Below are 18,253 nucleotides of genomic sequence, written 5' to 3' on the forward strand. Positions count from 1 at the left end.
GAATGCTTCATGCATAATCACATCCTTTTTTGAGCAGGTTCATGGCTTCTTTTTACAATATAAGCATATCAAAAAAAGCAGAAGATATCTAATCCATTTCGGAATAAATATCTTCTGCTTTTAAGTTAATGACATTGAGTATACAGTACACTTTATTAGCTAATATGCCTGCAAAAAACCTGGATATGTATCAAAGACAATCCGGAAAAGGAAAATATATTATTTACTATGTAGAAGGCCTGGATGGTGAAAGAAAAGAATATAGAAGGTTTGAAGCTGACAGTGGAGTATGGTTGACAGACGAAGATAAGATGCCAATTAATGGTTTTGAGTTTAAGAATTGGTATCAGGGAAGCAAGAGGAATCCGTGGAATAGCGGTAATCTCTGGCTTTATTACACCAGAAAGTCTTATCCACTTTTCTTTGAAAACTGCCAGCCAATAGATCCTGTATATATCAAATTTGAAGCAAAGCTGTCCACAGGCAGACCTTCAGGAGAACCTGGAAGACCTGCAAATGTAGAAGATGATTATACCTTTGAAGGTTGGTATCTGGATCCAGGATTCAAAGAACCTGTAGTCTGGGATCAGACCATGACAGATGCTGGACTTACTGTTTACGCAAAATGGGCGAAACCAGAATACACAGTTACTTTTGAAACCAATGGAGCAGCAGAAAAAGAAAGTATCACCAGAGAAAAAGGCTTTATTTTATCAGAAACAGATCTGGCAGCACCAAAAAAAGAAAATGATGAATTCCTTGGCTGGTACACAGACGAAGCACTTACAAAGAAATTTGTTCCTGAGTCCAAGATCGTAAAAGATACAACCTTATATGCAAGATGGAAAAACTCTGACACAGTAACCTATACAGTACGTTATATGTATGGTGAAACAGAAATTGCTAAACCAAAACAGGTAACAGTGCCAAGAGATTCCCAGATCAGTGAAGATGCGCTCACAATAGACGGATATTATCCTGAAACATTATCTCTGGGTGCGAAGATCACACAGAATGGGCAGGAGATCATATTCAGGTATAAGGCAGTTCAAAGCTGGGAATACACAGTAAAATATCGTATTAAAGATACAAATACGCAGGTTCCTGGAAGTACAGATGAAACAGGTTCTACCAGTGACCAGAATATAATGATAACCTTTAAGTCATTTGAAGGGTATACATTAACATCTGATCCAGTGCAGAAAGCAACCCAGGATGAGCCAGAAGTTATTTTCTACTATGTACCTAAGACTGCAATCTATCATGTACAGCACTGGTATGAAAGACTGAATGGCGAATTTGGTCTTCGTTGTATTGATACATTCAATACTGCATCAGGTCAGTTAGTTACAACAGAAGGAAAAGAACGACTGGTTGATGGGTTTACGCTGGATACCAGTATTCCTGAAACTGTAGCAGGAGGTACTACAAACATCCAAAATGTATTATCACTGAAACTGTATTACACCAGAAATGTCCACAATGTATCTTATGTATACGAAGGTACAGTGCCAGCAGGCGCACAGGCAGCTCCTGCAGGATCTGACCATAAGTATCAGGAAAATGTTACTGTAGAACCGCAGCCATCACCAGTACCTGGTTATGTCTTCAGTGGTTGGAAGATCAAAGAACCGGGCAATGGAAAACTGACAATTAAAAATGGCAAATTTGTCATGCCAGATGAAGATGTTGTATTAACAGGTTCATTTGAAGTTGCGGAACAGACTTATCAGGTAAGATATGTAGACGAGGATACAAAGACAGATATTCTTCCAATGTCTGCTCCAAAGGCAGCGCATTTTAATGATGTGATCTATGGTTACAAAGAAAAAGTAGATATTAATGGATATACCTTTGTAAGAGCAACTGATATTACAGTAGGAATAGTCAATGATAATAACATTGTAATTGTATACTATAGTAAAGATGCTAACAAAGATAATATACCGGATAAGTATCAGATCACATTCACTTATAAGTCAGCAGATCCGAATAAAGGAACTGTAACAGGAACAACCAGTGAGATTGTTACTGTACAGACTATTCAGCGTGATGAGGTGACAGGTGTGATCACAGCAGTTAGTGAAAAGACACCACAGCATCCGACACAGCCATCCACAGTAAAAGCAGAAACTGGTTACAAGTTTGACAAGTGGACAGATAATGCAGGGAAATCATTCAATGATGATACAGCACTGGAAGCAGAGTCTTACCTTGAAAATCAGACTTTCACAGCATACTTTACAGCAACAGAGCAGACTTATAAGGTGAAATATCTGGATGAAGATAAAAATGTTGAAATCCATGATATGTCAGATCCAAAGAATGCACACTTTGGCGATGAGATCAAAGGTTATACAGAGAAAATTGATATCAGTGGATATACTTTTGTAAAAGCTGAAGACCTTAAAGTAGGAACAGACAATGAGAAGAACATTGTAAAGGTATATTACAGCAAAGATGATAATAAGGATAATATACCGGATAAGTATCAGATCACATTCACTTATGAGTCAGCAGATGATAATAAGGGAACTGTGACAGGAACAACCAGTGAGATTGTTACTGTACAGACTATTCAGCGTGATGAGGTGACAGGTGTGATCACAGCAGTTAGTGAAAAGACACCACAGCATCCGACACAGCCATCCACAGTAAAAGCAGAAGCTGGTTACAAGTTTGACAAGTGGACAGATAATGCAGGGAAATCATTCAATGATGATACAGCACTGGAAGCAGAGTCTTACCTTGAAGATCAGACGTTCACAGCACACTTTACAGCAACAGAGCAGACTTATAAGGTGAAATATCTGGATGAAGATAAAAATGTTGAAATCCATGATATGTCAGATCCAAAGAATGCACACTTTGGCGATGAGATCAAAGGTTATACAGAGAAAATTGATATCAGTGGATATACCTTTGTAAAAGCTGAAGACCTTAAAGTAGGAACAGACAATGAGAAGAACATTGTAAAGGTATATTACAGCAAAGATGATAATAAGGATAATATCCCGGATAAGTATCAGATCACATTCACTTATGAGTCAGCAGATGATAATAAGGGAACTGTGACAGGAATAACCAAAGAAGTGGTTACTACTTATGAAATCACCAGAGATAGCGTGACTGATGAGATCATAGTAGGAAAAGGCCCAACAGCACAGCATCCAACCCAGCCATCCACTGTAACACCAAAAGATGGTTACAGATTTGAAAAATGGCAGCAGGATGATCTGACATTCTTCAATAGTGATGATGAGCTGAGAAATTCTGAATACCTGGAAGATCAAACATTCATTGCACACTTTACTGTAAGAAGAGATCTTCATTATGAGATCCATTACTTCTATGAAGATGCCAATGGCGTTGTAACAGAAGATACAGCAGCAGCGATTGTAAGTGAAAGCGGTGTATTTGGAGAAAAGATCCTTACGACTACAGTGCCAAAGGAATCTGGATTTAACGGAAAGAATTACGTTCTGGAACGCATTGAAGGAGCAGATAAGCAGATCGGTCTTGATCCTAAAGAAAATATGGTAAATGTATATTACAGTATGGACGAGATCGGAGAAATTGATCCGGATGAGCCAGATAACATTCCAGATAAGTATCAGGTTACTTTCCAGTATATTTCTGAAAATCCATCTTATGGAACAGTGAGCGGTAAGGTAAAAGAAGTTGTTACCAGACCTAAGAATGCAGATGGTACCTACAACATGACTGCACCGGTTCATCCAAAGGCAGAAGTAACAGTTGCAGGAATCGGAAATTATAAGTTTAATCGCTGGTCTGATGGAAATACGAACTATAGCGCAGCAAGTGAGATCGCAAAAGCCGGATTTATCGCAGATACCACATTTACCGCATATTTCAGCTACAGTGGCGGAAATAGTGGCGGCGGTTCATCAGGTGGAGGCGGTGGCGGAAGCCATAGATCAACTATCTCCAATACAAGCGGAGGTCCTGGTGTTACTACAACGATCACCCCGGGAGACGTACCAATGGCAGAATTACCAGAGTCACCGGCACCAATCGTCATTGATGATGGTGAGATCCCAATGGCAGCACTTCCAAAGACTGGCCAGACCACTGTAAAAGCAGCACTGACCATGATGTTCTCAGGAATCTTCCTTGCATTAACTGCAATCGGAAGGAAAAAGAAAGAACAGGATGTATAGAAAGAATATCTGAAATAAAGAAAATATTCCCAAACTCATAAACATACCCTGTTAGCGGAAAGCTCCGGTCGGAAACGGCCGGGGCTTTTCGCATACATAACATACTAAGAAAAAGCGGAAACACAAAGGGAAATAGGCCTGGAGGATAAAATGGGAGGGGCATAAATGTATTGCAATCCACTGTGCCATGTGCTAAAATGAACATGAGCAAGGTATCTGGAATAATTCTAAAATATTATTAATTCAAATCTAAGCTGGTTTCACCAGTATCTGAAAGACTCTTTGCTTAAACCCAAATCAATTTAAGCAGGGAGATCGGATCATAAGCAGTATCTTCCTGCGACATTACACGAAGGAAGGACAAATGCTTATGAAGAAAAGAAGAAAAATCTGGAGAACGCATAAAGACCGTCTTTTTCACAGACTGTTTTCAGAGAAAGAAAATGCTCTTTCCCTGTATAATGCGTTAAATGGAACCAATTATGGAATGGAAGATGGATTAAAGATCGTAACCTTAGAAGATGCCATTTACCTGACAATGAAAAATGATGTGGCAGTATGCTTATGCGAAAGTATTAATTTATGGGAGCAGCAGAGCAGCGTGAATCCCAATATGCCTCTTCGCGGCCTGATGTATTTTTCGAAGGAATATGAAGGCTGGTTGTCAGCAAACCAGAAGTATATATATGGAGAAAAACTGGTAAAGATCCCGGCACCGAAATTCTATGTTCTGTATAATGGAGAAGAACAGATGCCGGAGCGGGAAGAATACCGTTTGACAGATGCCTTTGAACATCCGTCACCGGGCTATGAATGGACTGCTTATATGGTCAATATCAATTCAGGGAAAATCCGCAGTTGATGAAAAGCTGTAAAGTCTTAAATGATTATACCGAATTTATAACCCAGATCAGAGAACGGCAAAAAGCAGGGAAAACCATAGAAGAGGCTGTAAATGAAGCGATGATATACTGCATTGAAAATGATTGCCTGAAAACATATTTATTAAAGAACCGAGGGGAGGTAATGTCGATGATCTTGACGGAATTTGATGAGAAACTGCATAGTAAGACGTTGAAGGAAGAGGGTAGAGAAGAAGGAATCGAGATTGGAACGAAACGAACAGTTGCATTAGCCAATACTATTTTTAAGCTTTACAGAACTGGAAGAAGCTATGAAGAAATTGCCAGAAGTCTGGGAGTATCAATAGAACAAATACGGGAATTACTGGATTAAAATAAGTTTTAATAAAAAGCAATATAAAAATGATATAAGCAAGGTTTCTAAAACACTTCTATTAATAAATGATTCAAATCTAAGCTGGTTTCACCAGTATCTGAAAGACTCTTTGCTTAAACCCAAATTAATTTAAGCAGGGAGAGCGGATCATAAGCAGTATCTTCCTGCGACATTACGCGAAGGAAGGACAAATGCCTATGAACAAAAGAAGAAAAATCTGGAGAACGCATAAAGACCGTCTTTTTCACAGACTGTTTTCAGAGAAAGAAAATGCACTTTCCCTATATAATGCGTTAAATGGAACCAATTATGGAATGGAAGATGGATTAAAGATCGTAACCTTAGAAGATGCCATTTACTTGACAATGAAAAATGATGTGGCGGTATGCTTATGCGACAGTATTAATTTATGGGAGCAGCAGAGCAGTGTAAATCCCAATATGCCTCTTCGCGGCCTGATGTATTTTTCGAAGGAATATGAAGGATGGCTGTCAGCAAACCAGAAGTATATATATGGAGAAAAACTGGTAAAGATCCCGGCACCGAAATTCTATGTTCTGTATAATGGAGAAGAACAGATGCCGGAGCGGGAAGAATACCGTTTGACAGATGCCTTTGAACATCCGTCACCGGGCTATGAATGGACTGCTTATATGGTCAATATCAATTCAGGGAATAATCCGCAGTTGATGAAAAGGTGTAAAGTCTTAAATGATTATACCGAATTTATAACCCAGATTAGGGAACGGCAAAAAGCAGGGAAAACCATAGAAGAGGCTGTAAATGAAGCGATGAAGTACTGCATTGAAAATGATTGCCTGAAAACATATTTATTAAAGAACCGAGGGGAGGTAATGTCGATGATCTTAACGGAATACGATGAGAAAATGTATAAGAAGACGCTGTTAGAAGAAGGAATTGAGCGAGGTATTGGAATTGGAAAAGCTCAGGGAATAGAGTTGGGAAAGAAGCAAACAGTTGCATTAGCCAATACTATTTTTAAGCTTTACAAAGCTGGAGGAAGCTATGAAGAAATTGCCAGAAGTCTTGGAGTATCAATAGAACAAATACGGGAATTACTGGATTAAAACAAGAATCTTTGAGAAACAATCTATTGAAAAACATATATGTAAATCATACCGCAGATATCCCAGAAAGAGGTATCTGCGGTATTTTATGAAAAAATTTGAAATAAAATTAAGAAAAGCTTAATTTGTAACTGAATTGTAACTTCTCCGTGCTATACTACCTGTCTTTCGGAGTTGAACTGAAGAAATAGTGCTAAGCCATGGACTAAAATCTATGGCTCAGCACTTTTTTAATATCGGTATTACCCATAAAATAAGAGGTTAATGGAAGTCCGGTATGATCGGAAAAAAACTTTATAAAAGAAGAATTCCGTGATAAGTTTATATATTTTCGGTCAGATATTTTTGCAACTCTGAAGTCACGTATGAAATCAAATATCTCTTCGGTACCATACTGGTTTTTTAAGATGTGTATCTGTAAGATCCTGGTCAGCAGTACCGCAAGGTAACAAATGAGGAAATGTCCGGTGATCGTTTCCTGTTTTTGTAAATATACAGGTCTTGCATCAAGCTGGGATTTCATGACACGGAAAGATTCTTCAATGCGCCAGAGATTATGGTAGGCAGCATACACCTTGGACGCAGCCATGTGGATCTCTGAAGTAACGATCATGTTATAACCTGCAAATTTGCGGGCATTCTCAATGGATTTTTCGTTTATTTCAACTTTTACAGCACCCTCTGTTTCTTCTCCCTTTTTATTAGTGGGAATAAAAGAAACATATTTAGAACTATCGCCATATTCGGATCTTTTTGCCTGACTGGCTTTGAGCTTCTTTGCTTTCTCGACCTGCCGGTTTATTTCATATTTCTGTTTTGCGGCAAGTTTTGGATTGAATGTTACGATCCGTTTTTCTGTAAGTTTTACTGTTTTTTTATGTCCAGCGGTATCTGTGTAGGAATAAGAAAAATCATCTACGCATTCCTTGATACGGTACAGTATCTCTCCTCTTTTGTTCTTAACGTCTGCATAGTCATTTTCAAGCAGGACCCATGTTTTTTCCGTCTCAGGAAGAGTTTTTACAGATTTGGAGAAGATGTATCCATCGCCAGCTTTCAATGCGTGTGCGATGTTATTAAAGCAGTTAAGTCCCTTATCCGCGATCTGGATCGTTCTGCCGGATATGTGACTGCGTTTTTTAAGATCATCAATGATGTTGCGTATAACGGGTTTTTCACTTTCATTCCCAGGATACATTTTCATACCGATAGGGATCTGGTTGGCATCCAGGAGCAGGCCCATACCGACGATCGGTTCCCTGCGGTTTTCTTTTGAGGGGCCTTTCAGTCGGAAATCATCTTCTTTATCAATCTCAAAGTAAAAGTTTGTACAATCAAAGTATGTGTGGACCGTATCAAGCGGATATGTCTGATTGATCTGGTGGTTATAGATCTCGATCACCTTTTCGTATTCGGAGCCAATGTACTCCAGACCGGAATACAGCTGGTCCAGTGAAAAATCGTGGTTTTCAAAGAGATTTGGGATAACCTCATCATAAGTTTTTGATTTCGAACAGGGATGGACTGTTCTTGCATAAATTAAAGCAGACATCATATCAAAAATGTTAAATCTGAAATTAGTTGCCGTCTGCATGAGATCAATAAACCGCTTACAGCCGAGAGAGTCATTGATATTTTTTAAAGGAAAATACCCCAGATGTTTTTCGGGAGACACATCGGAGATATGTTGTTCTTTTTCTGCCTGTTTTTTCTGTTTGCATTTCTGATTAAGTTTCTGGACCTCTTTGGTAAAAACAGCAATCGGATCCTCAATGCCGGTAGCCTGAAGTTCGTGTACATACCCCAGAGGTTTGTAAGAACGATGAGCACCGCATTTTCGAGTAGGATCATAATAACTTTCGTAGATCTGTAAATAAGTACCCTTTTTATTGTTTGTTTTCTTTAAGAAATAAGACATATAAATCACCCTTCTCCATTATAACACTATAGCACTATATATGCAAAGGGTAAAAACAAACTTTGTCAAATATTTTTAGCAACAAAAAAACCAGCAAATATGTCGGTTTATAATAAAAGGGGGATTTTATTACTCCCAAAAGTAATAGTGCTAAATCCTAAAGACGGGAAATTAAGAAAAGCTTAATTTGTAACTGAATTGTAACTTCTCCGTGCTATACTAGGCATAAACATGGATAAATATCTGTGATGACTCAGAAAAAGAGAGGAGAATTGGTATGAAAGGATGGAGAAAGCCTAAAGCATTTGCAGCAGCCTATAATGCTCAGAAGCGTTTCCTGGCATTTGTTCTTACATTAGCTATGATCTTTACCAGCGTTGGCACAGATCTGAATGTAAGTTATGCAGCACAGGGAAATAAAGTAGACTTTGAGATATATGGGTCTGATCTGGTAAATGCGATCAATGAGGCTGTAGAAAGTGACAATGTAGTCAAGCCAGACAGCCTTGAATTTACAAACGGAGCTATAGATAAGTTCGAAACACTTTTCTATGGTGAAGGAAAGATTTATGAGGTTTATCCTCAGATCGACGGCGGTGATATGGATGCGGAACTTAGAGTATTTGTCCGTCTGCCAGAAGATGCCGATGATATGTACATGGTTACAGGTGATGAAGAAGTAATCTTCCTGTATGTAAATAATGGAGATGAAACGATCAGCTGTGCAACCAGGATCATCCGCTCCGTTGATGGGGAAGAAGAAAGTCAAGACAACTAAACGTATCAACGTAAAGAGCTACGAAGATAAGTTTGGTGATGAAGAAGTTGATATCGTATCCAAGAAAGATGAGACTGCAGAGGAAACAACATCTGCTGAGAAAAAATCTCAGGAAGCTGTAAATGATACAGCTAATGATACAGCTTCCGAAGAAACCACAACAGCAGAAGAGAAAGAAACTGAGATCACAGACGAAACAGCTGAAGCAACTGAGGAAGAGACAACTGAGGCTGCTGAAGAAAATAAAGAAGCAGAAACAGAAGAAGCTACCGAAGCTGAAAAGGAAACAGCAGAAGAAACTGAAAAAGAGACAGCTGAGGAAAAGGCTGATGCAGAAGGTGAAGTAACAGCATCCCTTTCCCGTCACTATGCACCGGTTGTTGCTATGAAGGAAGATGCACAAGCAGAGCCTGAAAAAGAAACAGCAGAAGCAGCAGAGATAGAGAAAGAAGTAGTTGAAACTGAGAAAGAAACTACCGAAGCAGTAGAAAAAGAAACTGCAGATGCAGTTGAAACAGAAAAAGAAACCACAGAAGCTGAGACTAAGGATGCAGAAGTGACAGAAACTGAAACAGAAGCAGCAGCTGAAACTTCTGAAACAGAGGAAACAGCAGAAGACGCTTCTAAAGAAGAAACTGCAGCTGGATCCAAAGAAAACGAAGAAACAGAAGCAGCCAAAGAAACTGTGACAGAAACTTCCAAGGCAGCTGAAACTACAGCAGAAGCAAAGGAACAAGAGAATAAGAAAGCAGAAGCAGCAACTGACAGTGATCTGGTTGGAATCGGATACTGCAGCACAGCAAAAGCTTATACAACTACTGTAAAAGCATTAAAAGCACTGGATGATATCCAGGGACTGAAAGTTACATATGCGATCAACCCGGAATACAGCGCAAGGATCGTAGATGGTCCTAGAGGCGTTGAAGAAGGGGATGCACTTGTATTCGGAGTAAAGAACCAGATCGGTTATGCCATCGAATCTGTAACTGCAAACGGAGAACTTCTGGAAACAGACAGCACTTCTGATAATGAAGATGGTTCTGTAACTGCATGGTATACAGTACCGGAAGTAACCGAAGAGCAGGAAATCGAAGTATACATGACTGAGACTGACGAGCATCCGGAATTTAACGCAGAGCTGACCATGGAAGATGGAACGATCATCACTCTCCATGCAGCAGAAGGTGTCCTTCCGGCTGGGGTTACAGCTGAGGCGACTGTTAAGGATGATCTGGCAGATGCTTTAAAGGAAAAGGTTGAAGCTGAAAATGCAGAAGGCGGTGCAGTTAAGACTGTTGTTGTTTATGACATCAATCTGATGCTTAATGGTCATAAGCTGGATAATACCTGGGCTCAGAACGGTTCTGTTGAAGTTACATTCAGCGGAAGTAAAATCGAAGAGATGAGTACCGAGGCAGACAGCATCGAAATCTGTGCGCTGGATGATGCTTCACTGGAGAATCCGGTTGCTGAGAACTTAAGTGTGGAACATATTTCTACTGAGGCTGTAGCTGATACTGCTAAAGACAGTGTATCTTTTGAGGCAGAGCATTTTACAGCTTATGCAGCCTACAGTTGGGGGTGGGGACAGCCTGAAACATGGAAATCTGCAAGCTTTATACCAACAATTGAAAATGCGCAGGTTGCATATTCATATTTTTATGGAGGAGATACCAGTGGTAGCGCAGATATCATACCAGTTGAGTCCGGTACAACAAGGATTCAGATCGATCAGTATGTCAGTTCAAAGAAAGATGGATATGTAGTATTTTTTGTAAAACCAGATGAGGATTATTTACTTACTGGTCTGGGGGCTGCCGGTAATGGCGATTTATATGCCCTTACAAGAACAAACTTTGGTAATATCAATGGATATCCGGGACTTAAAAAATTAGCAGCAAGAGCTAAAGAAGCTGGATATCTGGCATGCTTTGGATATACCAGAGCAAAGAAATCAGAAGGTATTAGTAATGCAAAGTTTGTTGTAAAAGCGGTAAAACCAACTCTGTCTGTAAAGGCAGTAAGCAACAAAGTTACAGATGTTGCACCGGGTGAGACATTAACATTTACGATTACTGTAAATCCTGTATCCTGGGTAAATGGCAAACAGATTGATATTACTGATATCAGGCTTAAAAGAGTAACTATAGAAGGAAAGGACATTCCAAGTGGTAATTTGACATTACAGCAAGATGGAACCTATACCACCACTGTTTTGTATACAGTTACTGAAAAGGACTGTGAAGGTGGTTATGTAAATTTATCAGTTACTGCAGAAACGGATTACGAATATCTTTTAAGTCTTTCCGATATTGTAGGTAATAGAAGTGATGTAGTAACAAAGACCACGATTACTGCCAATGGAGATGCAAGATGTAATATCGCTCCAACAGGTGTTGTTACATATTCTGCAAATTATATTGGTGCAGAAGGAATTGATCCAAGCAAATATCCGGCTGCAATAACTACAGCGGTATCAGATGATAATACTTATTATCAGGGCAGACCTGTTGCTGTTAAAGCTCTTCCAGGCAGAGACTATGTAGAAGACGCAGTTAATGCAGGTTATTGGACAAGAACAAATACCTGGAGATATGGCGATAGCAAGACTGTTGAACCAGGTGAAAGAATAACATTGCCAGAAGGCGGTCTTCACTTTATTGTAGACTGGACTTTCCACGCATATGTAACCATTAATTACCGTGTTGCATCTGGAAAGGGAGATGTCAGCCCTGCATCTGAAAAAGTAAATCCGAAAGTGGGAACTGCTCAAGGTTCTACTGCAACTCCTGCAGCAGGATATGGATTTGAAGGATGGTATAGCGATCCTGGATGCACAACCAAGGTTGGAAACAATGCTAAATATGTACCAACTGATAAGACTGGAGCAACTTACTATGCGAAATTTACAGCTAAACAGGATGTTTCCTATACTGTTCATTACTATGAAGAGGGAACAACTAACAAAGTTGCAGATGACAAGATTGTAAATAACCAGACATTTGATGCTACAGTAGAAGAAAATGCTAAAGATATCACAGGATATACTTTAGTGGGGGATAATAAACAGACAGTTACATTAGATGTTTATAATAAGGAAATTATTTTCTATTATAATGCAAATACAATGAGTTATACTGTACAGTATCTGGAACAGGGAACCAACAAAGTACTTTATAATGAACTTGTAAAGCGAGATGTGAAGTTTGGTTCTAAGATTACTGAAACCGCACTTGATATTCCAGGATATACAGCAGCTGTAAAGGAAAAAACAGTTGACAAACTGAATTATACAAACAATGTTATTAAATTCTACTACACTGAAAATCAGTTAGTTAAGATCCAGTATCAGGTAGCAGATGGTCAGAATACCATGGGAAGTGTTACTCGGTCTTATGAAGATGTAAAACCTGTAACAGGAACCCCGGCAGGTTCTACTGCCAATGCAAATGACGGATACAGCTTCGTAAACTGGACTGTAAACGGAGTAGAAGTCAGCAATGAGCAGGTATTAACCCCTGCTGTTGTAGCAGCCCATGCAAAGAATGGTGAAAATGTATTTGTACCAACCACGTTTGTAGCTAATTTCCAGCGTAAGCTTGTACTTAAGGCAAAAAATGACCAAAAGACATATGATGGAACGGCATTGACTGGCGCTGATGCAGGATATGAGATCATTGGTGGTCAGCTGAAAGCCGGTGATCGTCTTGAAGTAACTTATAGTGGCAGCCAGACAGATGTTGGTAAAATTGTAAACCGTATTGTAAAAGCAGTTGTGTATCGTGGAGAAGAAGATGTTACATCACAGTATGCGATTGCTCCTTTCCAGGATGGCGAGCTTGAAGTAACACCAGCAACTGTAACCATGAGGTCTGCAAGCGCAACTAAGACTTACGACGGCACACCACTTACAAAGACAGATGGAATGGTTATCACGGGATTTGCAGATGGTGAAGGTGTTGAGTGTTATGGTTTTGCAAGCCGGACTGACGTTGGAAGCACATCCAATACCTTTAAGTACCGTGCGGCTTCTAATACAAAGTTATCTAACTATGATATTAAACCAGAGAATATCACTTATGGTACATTAACTGTTACAAAGATCACCACACCGATTGTTGTAACTGCCGATTCATTAAATAAGGTATACGATGGAACGCCTCTTACAGGAGAAACTTATACAGTTACAGGTGATGAAAATCTGGTAACTGGTGATAGGCTGGTTGTAAACCTTAGCGGCAGCATTACCAATGTTTCAGATGCTGCAAATGGTACTGTTACAAATAAAATTGATACATGCAAAGTAATGCGTGGCAGCATAGATGTTACAGCTAATTACACAATTGAAACTCATGATGGCACTTTGACAGTAATGCCAAGACAGATTACACTTACTTCTGCTACAAAGCAGAAACCTTATGATGGAAAACCATTAACGGATCAAACAGTTACAGCAACTGCAGCAGAAGTAACTTATGCGCCATTTGCAGATGGTGAAGGACTTGTTTATAATGTAACAGGCAGCCAGTTAGATGAAGGAAGCAGTGACAATGCCTTTACTTATACGGCAATGAAGGGCACTAATTTAGCTAACTATGCTATTACCAAAGTGGAAGGTAAGCTGACTGTTACCAAGAATACAAACGAGATTGTGATCGTAGCAAATAATAACTCTAAGATGTATGACGGAACACCTCTTACAGATTCTGGATACACTTATACAACGGGTATTCTTGCAGATGGTGATGTATTAACTGCAACAGTAGAAGGTACGATCACGAATGTAGGCGAGACTGTAAATGAAGTTAAGAGTTACGTTGTAAAGCGTGGCGATAAAGATGTAACTAAGAACTATACTTTTGGTGAAAGTATTCCTGGTAAATTGGAGATCACCAAGAGAGATGTAACGATCACTTCTGGCTCTTCAAAACGTGCATATAACGGACAGCCACTGACCAATTCTGAAATTACTGTAACAGGTACAGGATTTGTAACAGGTGAAGCACCAACAAGTTATGACGTAACTGGTACTATTACGAATGTAGGTGAGGTTGATAACACATTTACCTACCAACTGCCTGAAGGTGTAAATGCTGATAACTATGATATTAATCTGGTTAAAGGTAAGCTGGAGATCACTCCTGTAACAGCCAAGATCCAGATCACAGCAGACAGCGACAGCAAGGTATATGATGGAATTGCTCTTGTAAAGAATGGTGCTACTTATACACAGGGAATTCTTGCAGAGGGCGACAGACTGGAAACTACAGTAGAAGGTTCCCAGTTAGGAAAAGGCGAATCTGCAAATACAGTTAAATCTTATAAGGTATTAAATGCTGCTAATGAAGATGTGACAGGAAACTATACCTTCGCAGAAAGCATTCCTGGCAAGCTTACTGTAACTGCCCGTCCAATTAAGATCACAGCAGCAAGTGACAGCAAGGAGTACGATGGTACACCATTAACAGCAAACAGATACACTGTAAGTGAAAATGGCCTTGCAGATAGCGATGAGATTTCTGCAATTACCATTGATGGCAGTCAGATTGAGATCGGAACCAGTTCCAATGCAGTTAGAGCAGGTTCTGTAAAGATCACCAAGAAGGCTGAAGCAGCAAATTCAAGAAGCACAGCTGAAGATGTAACTGGTAACTACAATATTAAGTTAGAAGAGGGAATCTTAGAGGTTACAAACCGCAATGACCTTTCCTACATCGTAAATTATCATTACTTAGATGCTAAGGGCAAAGAAGTTGATGTAGAGTCTGTTATTAAGGACAATGCATTCATTGGTGAAGCAATTGCTTACAGTGATGCAGCAAGCAGAGATCATGCTGGCAAGACCTACGCACTTGTCCGTGTAGATAATGCTGGAAAAGCTGTTGAGTATTATGCTGACGGTGCCGAGAATCCGAACGTAGTTGATGTATACTATGGCTTAGACGAGATCGGTACAAACACAGAAAAGCCTAAAACACCAGACGGTATCCCGGATATGTACCAGGTAGTATTCAGATACATTTCTGAGAACCCAAGTTACGGTACAGTTGATGGCGCAGCTGTTGTAGATGGTTACGTAATGGAAGTTGTTACAAGACCTCAGAAGGCAGACGGAAGCTACGATATGGATGCAGAAGTTTATCCACTGGGTAATGTAACAGTTACTGGTATCGGCAACTACACATTTAACCACTGGTCCGACAGCGATACCAATTATGCAAATGCAAATGAGATCGCAGGCCATGGATTCAAGTCAGATATGACCTTTGTTGCACACTTCAGCTATGATGGAGGAAACAACAACAATAACAACAATGGCGGCGGTAACGGTGGTTCCGGTGGAGGAAGCAGCTCAGGTGGCGGAAGCAGCTCCGGCAGCCACGGTGCGATCAAAGTTACTTCCGGAGGTCCTGGTGAACAGACCGTAACCATTGACGGAGGAGATGTGCCGCTGGCAGGACTTCCAGATCTGTCTGCATCCCCGGTAGAAATCGATGACGGTGAAATTCCGTTAGCAGCTCTTCCAAAGACCGGACAGACAACTATGAAGCTTACACTGACCCTTATGTTCTCCGGTATCTTTCTTGCACTGGCAGCTATGAGCAAGAAGCATAAAGAAGAGGAATCCTAAGTCACAAGGATCATGAGAGTTTCAGACAACAAAATAAGTCTTAAGTGACTGATAAGAGCCGCACACTGGCAAAAGAAAGCAGTGTGCGGCCTTTTTTTTGGTTTGCTTTTTTGCGTTTTTACTATTGACTGCGGGTTTATTTCTTAGTATTATAATTATTAGAAAAGATAAATATATAAAACATATATATTAGAAAAACTAATATATATTATTCAAAAGGAGAATGAAAGATGGCTAAGGTAGGAATTGTAATGGGCAGCGACTCAGATATGCCGGTTATGGCGAAAGCGGCAGAGATCCTGGACAAGTTTGGAATCGATTATGAGATGACGATCATTTCCGCCCACAGAGAACCGGATCTGTTTTTTAAATGGGCAAAGGCTGCAGAGGAAAAAGGGTTTAAAGTGATCATTGCAGGTGCCGGAAAAGCGGCTCACCTTCCGGGAATGTGCGCAGCTATCTTTCCGCTTCCGGTGATCGGTATCCCTATGAAGACCTCTGATCTGGGCGGTGTAGATTCCCTGTATTCTATTGTACAGATGCCAAGTGGTATCCCGGTTGCTACTGTTGCTATTAACGGCGGTGCCAATGCAGGTATCCTTGCAGCCAAGATCCTTGCAGCATCAGATGAGGAGCTGTTAGGAAAGTTAAAAGCGTATTCTGAGGATTTAAAAGAGGACGTGGAGAAAAAGGCTGAGAAGTTGGAAAAGATCGGATACAAAGAGTATCTGGCACAGAAATAACATTACAGAAGGTATATAGAGGACAGATTCGGAGGATAAGAAGATGATGGATTACAAGAAAGCCGGAGTTGATATTGAGGCAGGTTATAAATCAGTTGAATTAATGAAAGAGCATGTGAAAAAGACCATGCGTGCAGAGGTATTAGGCGGACTTGGAGGTTTCTCCGGTGCATTTTCACTGGCAAAGATCAAAGAGATGGAAGAACCGGTATTATTATCCGGCACAGACGGTTGCGGAACTAAGGTAAAACTGGCGATCATTATGGACAAGCATGATACCATTGGTATTGACGCAGTGGCTATGTGTGTTAATGATATTGCCTGTGCAGGCGGTGAGCCATTATTCTTCCTGGACTATATTGCCTGCGGAAAGAATTATCCGGAAAAGATCGCAGATATCGTTAAAGGTGTGGCAGAAGGCTGTTTACAGTCTGAGGCAGCTCTTATCGGCGGTGAGACAGCAGAGCATCCGGGACTGATGCCGGAAGAGGACTATGACCTGGCTGGTTTTGCAGTAGGTGTCTGCGACAAGAAAGAAATGATCACAGGTGAGAACCTGGAAGCGGGAGATGTGCTTATTGGTATGGCTTCCACTGGCGTACATTCCAACGGATTTTCACTGGTACGCAAGGTATTTGAGAAGGAAATGAACAGGGAAGGTTTAGATACCTATTATGACAGCCTTGGAAAGACTCTGGGCGAGGCACTTCTTGCACCAACCAGAATTTACGTAAAGGCATTAAAGAATATTAAAAAGTCAGGTGTGACCGTAAAAGCATGCAGCCATATTACAGGTGGCGGCTTCTATGAGAATGTTCCACGTATGTTAAAGGATGGTGTCCGTGCAGTGATCCGCAAAGACAGCTATCCGGTCCCTCCGATTTTCAAACTTCTTGCTGAAAAAGGCCAGATCGAAGAGCCGATGATGTATAATACATTTAACATGGGACTTGGCATGGTAGTAGCTGTAGATGAAGCAGATGTAGATAAGACCATGGCAGCTATTAAGGCAGCAGGCGACCAGCCATATGTAGTAGGAACCATTGAAAATGGAGAGAAAGGCGTGACTTTATGTTAAGAGTTGGCGTAATGGTATCCGGCGGCGGAACCAATCTTCAGGCGATCTTAGATGCGATTGACAGCGGAAAGATCACAAATGCAAAGGTGGAAGTGGTCATCAGCAATAATCCGGGAGCTTATGCTCTGGAACGTGCCAGAGATCATGGTATCGAAGCTGTGTGCATTTCACCGAAAAGCTTTGAAAGCAGAGCAGACTTCAATGAGGCATTTTTAAAGAAAACAGATGAATATAACCTGGATCTCATCGTTCTGGCGGGATTTCTGGTAACGATCCCGGAGGAGATGATTCGCAAATACAGAAATAAGATCATCAACATCCATCCTTCCCTGATCCCGTCTTTCTGCGGCGTTGGTTATTATGGCCTGAAGGTCCATGAGGCAGCTCTGGCAAGAGGAGTAAAGGTTACAGGCGCTACAGTCCACTATGTAGATGAAGGGGTGGATTCCGGTCCTATCCTGCTTCAGAAGGCAGTGGAAGTACAGCCTGGAGATACACCACAGGTACTGCAAAGACGTGTAATGGAGCAGGCTGAGTGGGTCATTCTTCCGGAGGCGGTAAACAGGATCGCCAATGGCTTGATTTAGGAGGAAATAT

General features: G+C 40.6%; 10 protein-coding genes. 9 read left to right on the plus strand and 1 reads right to left on the minus strand.

The genetic code is table 11. The features are described from left to right. Positions 1 to 185 precede the first annotated feature (185 nt). From OGM16_10280 to OGM16_10295, 4 genes are all read left to right on the plus strand, one after another. Positions 186 to 4,181, plus strand: a complete 3,996-nt coding sequence (locus tag OGM16_10280) for a doubled motif LPXTG anchor domain-containing protein (protein ID UYJ45220.1) — start codon at positions 186 to 188, stop codon at positions 4,179 to 4,181. 370 nt (positions 4,182 to 4,551) lie between these two features. Further along, positions 4,552 to 5,043 carry a hypothetical protein gene (locus tag OGM16_10285; protein ID UYJ45221.1) on the plus strand — a complete coding sequence of 164 codons (492 nt, stop codon included), beginning with the start codon at positions 4,552 to 4,554 and terminating at the stop codon, positions 5,041 to 5,043. Then, positions 5,040 to 5,417, plus strand: coding sequence for a hypothetical protein (locus OGM16_10290; GenBank protein UYJ45222.1), 378 nt, complete (start codon positions 5,040 to 5,042; stop codon positions 5,415 to 5,417). The genes OGM16_10285 and OGM16_10290 overlap by 4 nt, the downstream gene beginning before the upstream one ends. Before the next feature lie 200 nt (positions 5,418 to 5,617). Beyond that, a complete protein-coding gene (locus OGM16_10295; protein ID UYJ45223.1) occupies positions 5,618 to 6,508 on the plus strand; it encodes a hypothetical protein in 891 nt (296 codons plus the stop codon). 205 nt (positions 6,509 to 6,713) lie between these two features. On the opposite strand, the gene OGM16_10300 is transcribed toward OGM16_10295, so the two are convergent. Further along, a complete protein-coding gene (locus OGM16_10300) occupies positions 6,714 to 8,426 on the minus strand; it encodes an IS1634 family transposase (protein UYJ45224.1) in 1,713 nt (570 codons plus the stop codon). Positions 8,427 to 8,703: 277 nt separating this feature from the next. On the opposite strand from OGM16_10300, the gene OGM16_10305 reads away from it, so the two are divergent. From OGM16_10305 to purN, 5 genes are all read left to right on the plus strand, one after another. After that, positions 8,704 to 9,204 carry a hypothetical protein gene (locus tag OGM16_10305; protein ID UYJ45225.1) on the plus strand — a complete coding sequence of 167 codons (501 nt, stop codon included), beginning with the start codon at positions 8,704 to 8,706 and terminating at the stop codon, positions 9,202 to 9,204. After that, entirely contained in the window at positions 9,176 to 15,835 is a 6,660-nt protein-coding gene (locus OGM16_10310) for a doubled motif LPXTG anchor domain-containing protein (protein ID UYJ45226.1), read from the plus strand. Before OGM16_10305 ends, OGM16_10310 begins: the two co-directional genes overlap by 29 nt. 230 nt (positions 15,836 to 16,065) lie before the next feature. Further along, entirely contained in the window at positions 16,066 to 16,578 is a 513-nt protein-coding gene (purE, locus tag OGM16_10315) for a 5-(carboxyamino)imidazole ribonucleotide mutase (GenBank protein ID UYJ45227.1), read from the plus strand. A 46-nt stretch (positions 16,579 to 16,624) separates the two neighbouring features. Next, positions 16,625 to 17,656, plus strand: a complete 1,032-nt coding sequence (purM, locus tag OGM16_10320; GenBank protein ID UYJ48436.1) for a phosphoribosylformylglycinamidine cyclo-ligase — start codon at positions 16,625 to 16,627, stop codon at positions 17,654 to 17,656. Next, the gene (gene purN / locus OGM16_10325; protein ID UYJ45228.1) at positions 17,650 to 18,243 is read left to right on the plus strand and encodes a phosphoribosylglycinamide formyltransferase; all 594 of its coding nucleotides are present in this window, start codon (positions 17,650 to 17,652) and stop codon (positions 18,241 to 18,243) included. The genes purM and purN overlap by 7 nt, the downstream gene beginning before the upstream one ends. The last annotated feature ends 10 nt before the right edge of the window (positions 18,244 to 18,253 follow it).

The sequence above is a fragment of the Lachnospiraceae bacterium genome (genome assembly GCA_025758065.1).
Classification (GTDB): domain Bacteria; phylum Bacillota; class Clostridia; order Lachnospirales; family Lachnospiraceae; genus Enterocloster.

Coding starts and splice junctions, on each gene's coding strand:
- purM (UYJ48436.1), top strand. CDS start 16,625: ATGGATTACAAGAAAGCCGGAGTTGATATTGAGGCAGGTTATAAATCA.
- purN (UYJ45228.1), top strand. CDS start 17,650: ATGTTAAGAGTTGGCGTAATGGTATCCGGCGGCGGAACCAATCTTCAG.
- OGM16_10280 (UYJ45220.1), top strand. CDS start 186: ATGTATCAAAGACAATCCGGAAAAGGAAAATATATTATTTACTATGTA.
- OGM16_10300 (UYJ45224.1), bottom strand. CDS start 8,426: ATGTCTTATTTCTTAAAGAAAACAAACAATAAAAAGGGTACTTATTTA.
- OGM16_10310 (UYJ45226.1), top strand. CDS start 9,176: ATGGGGAAGAAGAAAGTCAAGACAACTAAACGTATCAACGTAAAGAGC.
- OGM16_10285 (UYJ45221.1), top strand. CDS start 4,552: ATGAAGAAAAGAAGAAAAATCTGGAGAACGCATAAAGACCGTCTTTTT.
- OGM16_10305 (UYJ45225.1), top strand. CDS start 8,704: ATGAAAGGATGGAGAAAGCCTAAAGCATTTGCAGCAGCCTATAATGCT.
- OGM16_10295 (UYJ45223.1), top strand. CDS start 5,618: ATGAACAAAAGAAGAAAAATCTGGAGAACGCATAAAGACCGTCTTTTT.
- purE (UYJ45227.1), top strand. CDS start 16,066: ATGGCTAAGGTAGGAATTGTAATGGGCAGCGACTCAGATATGCCGGTT.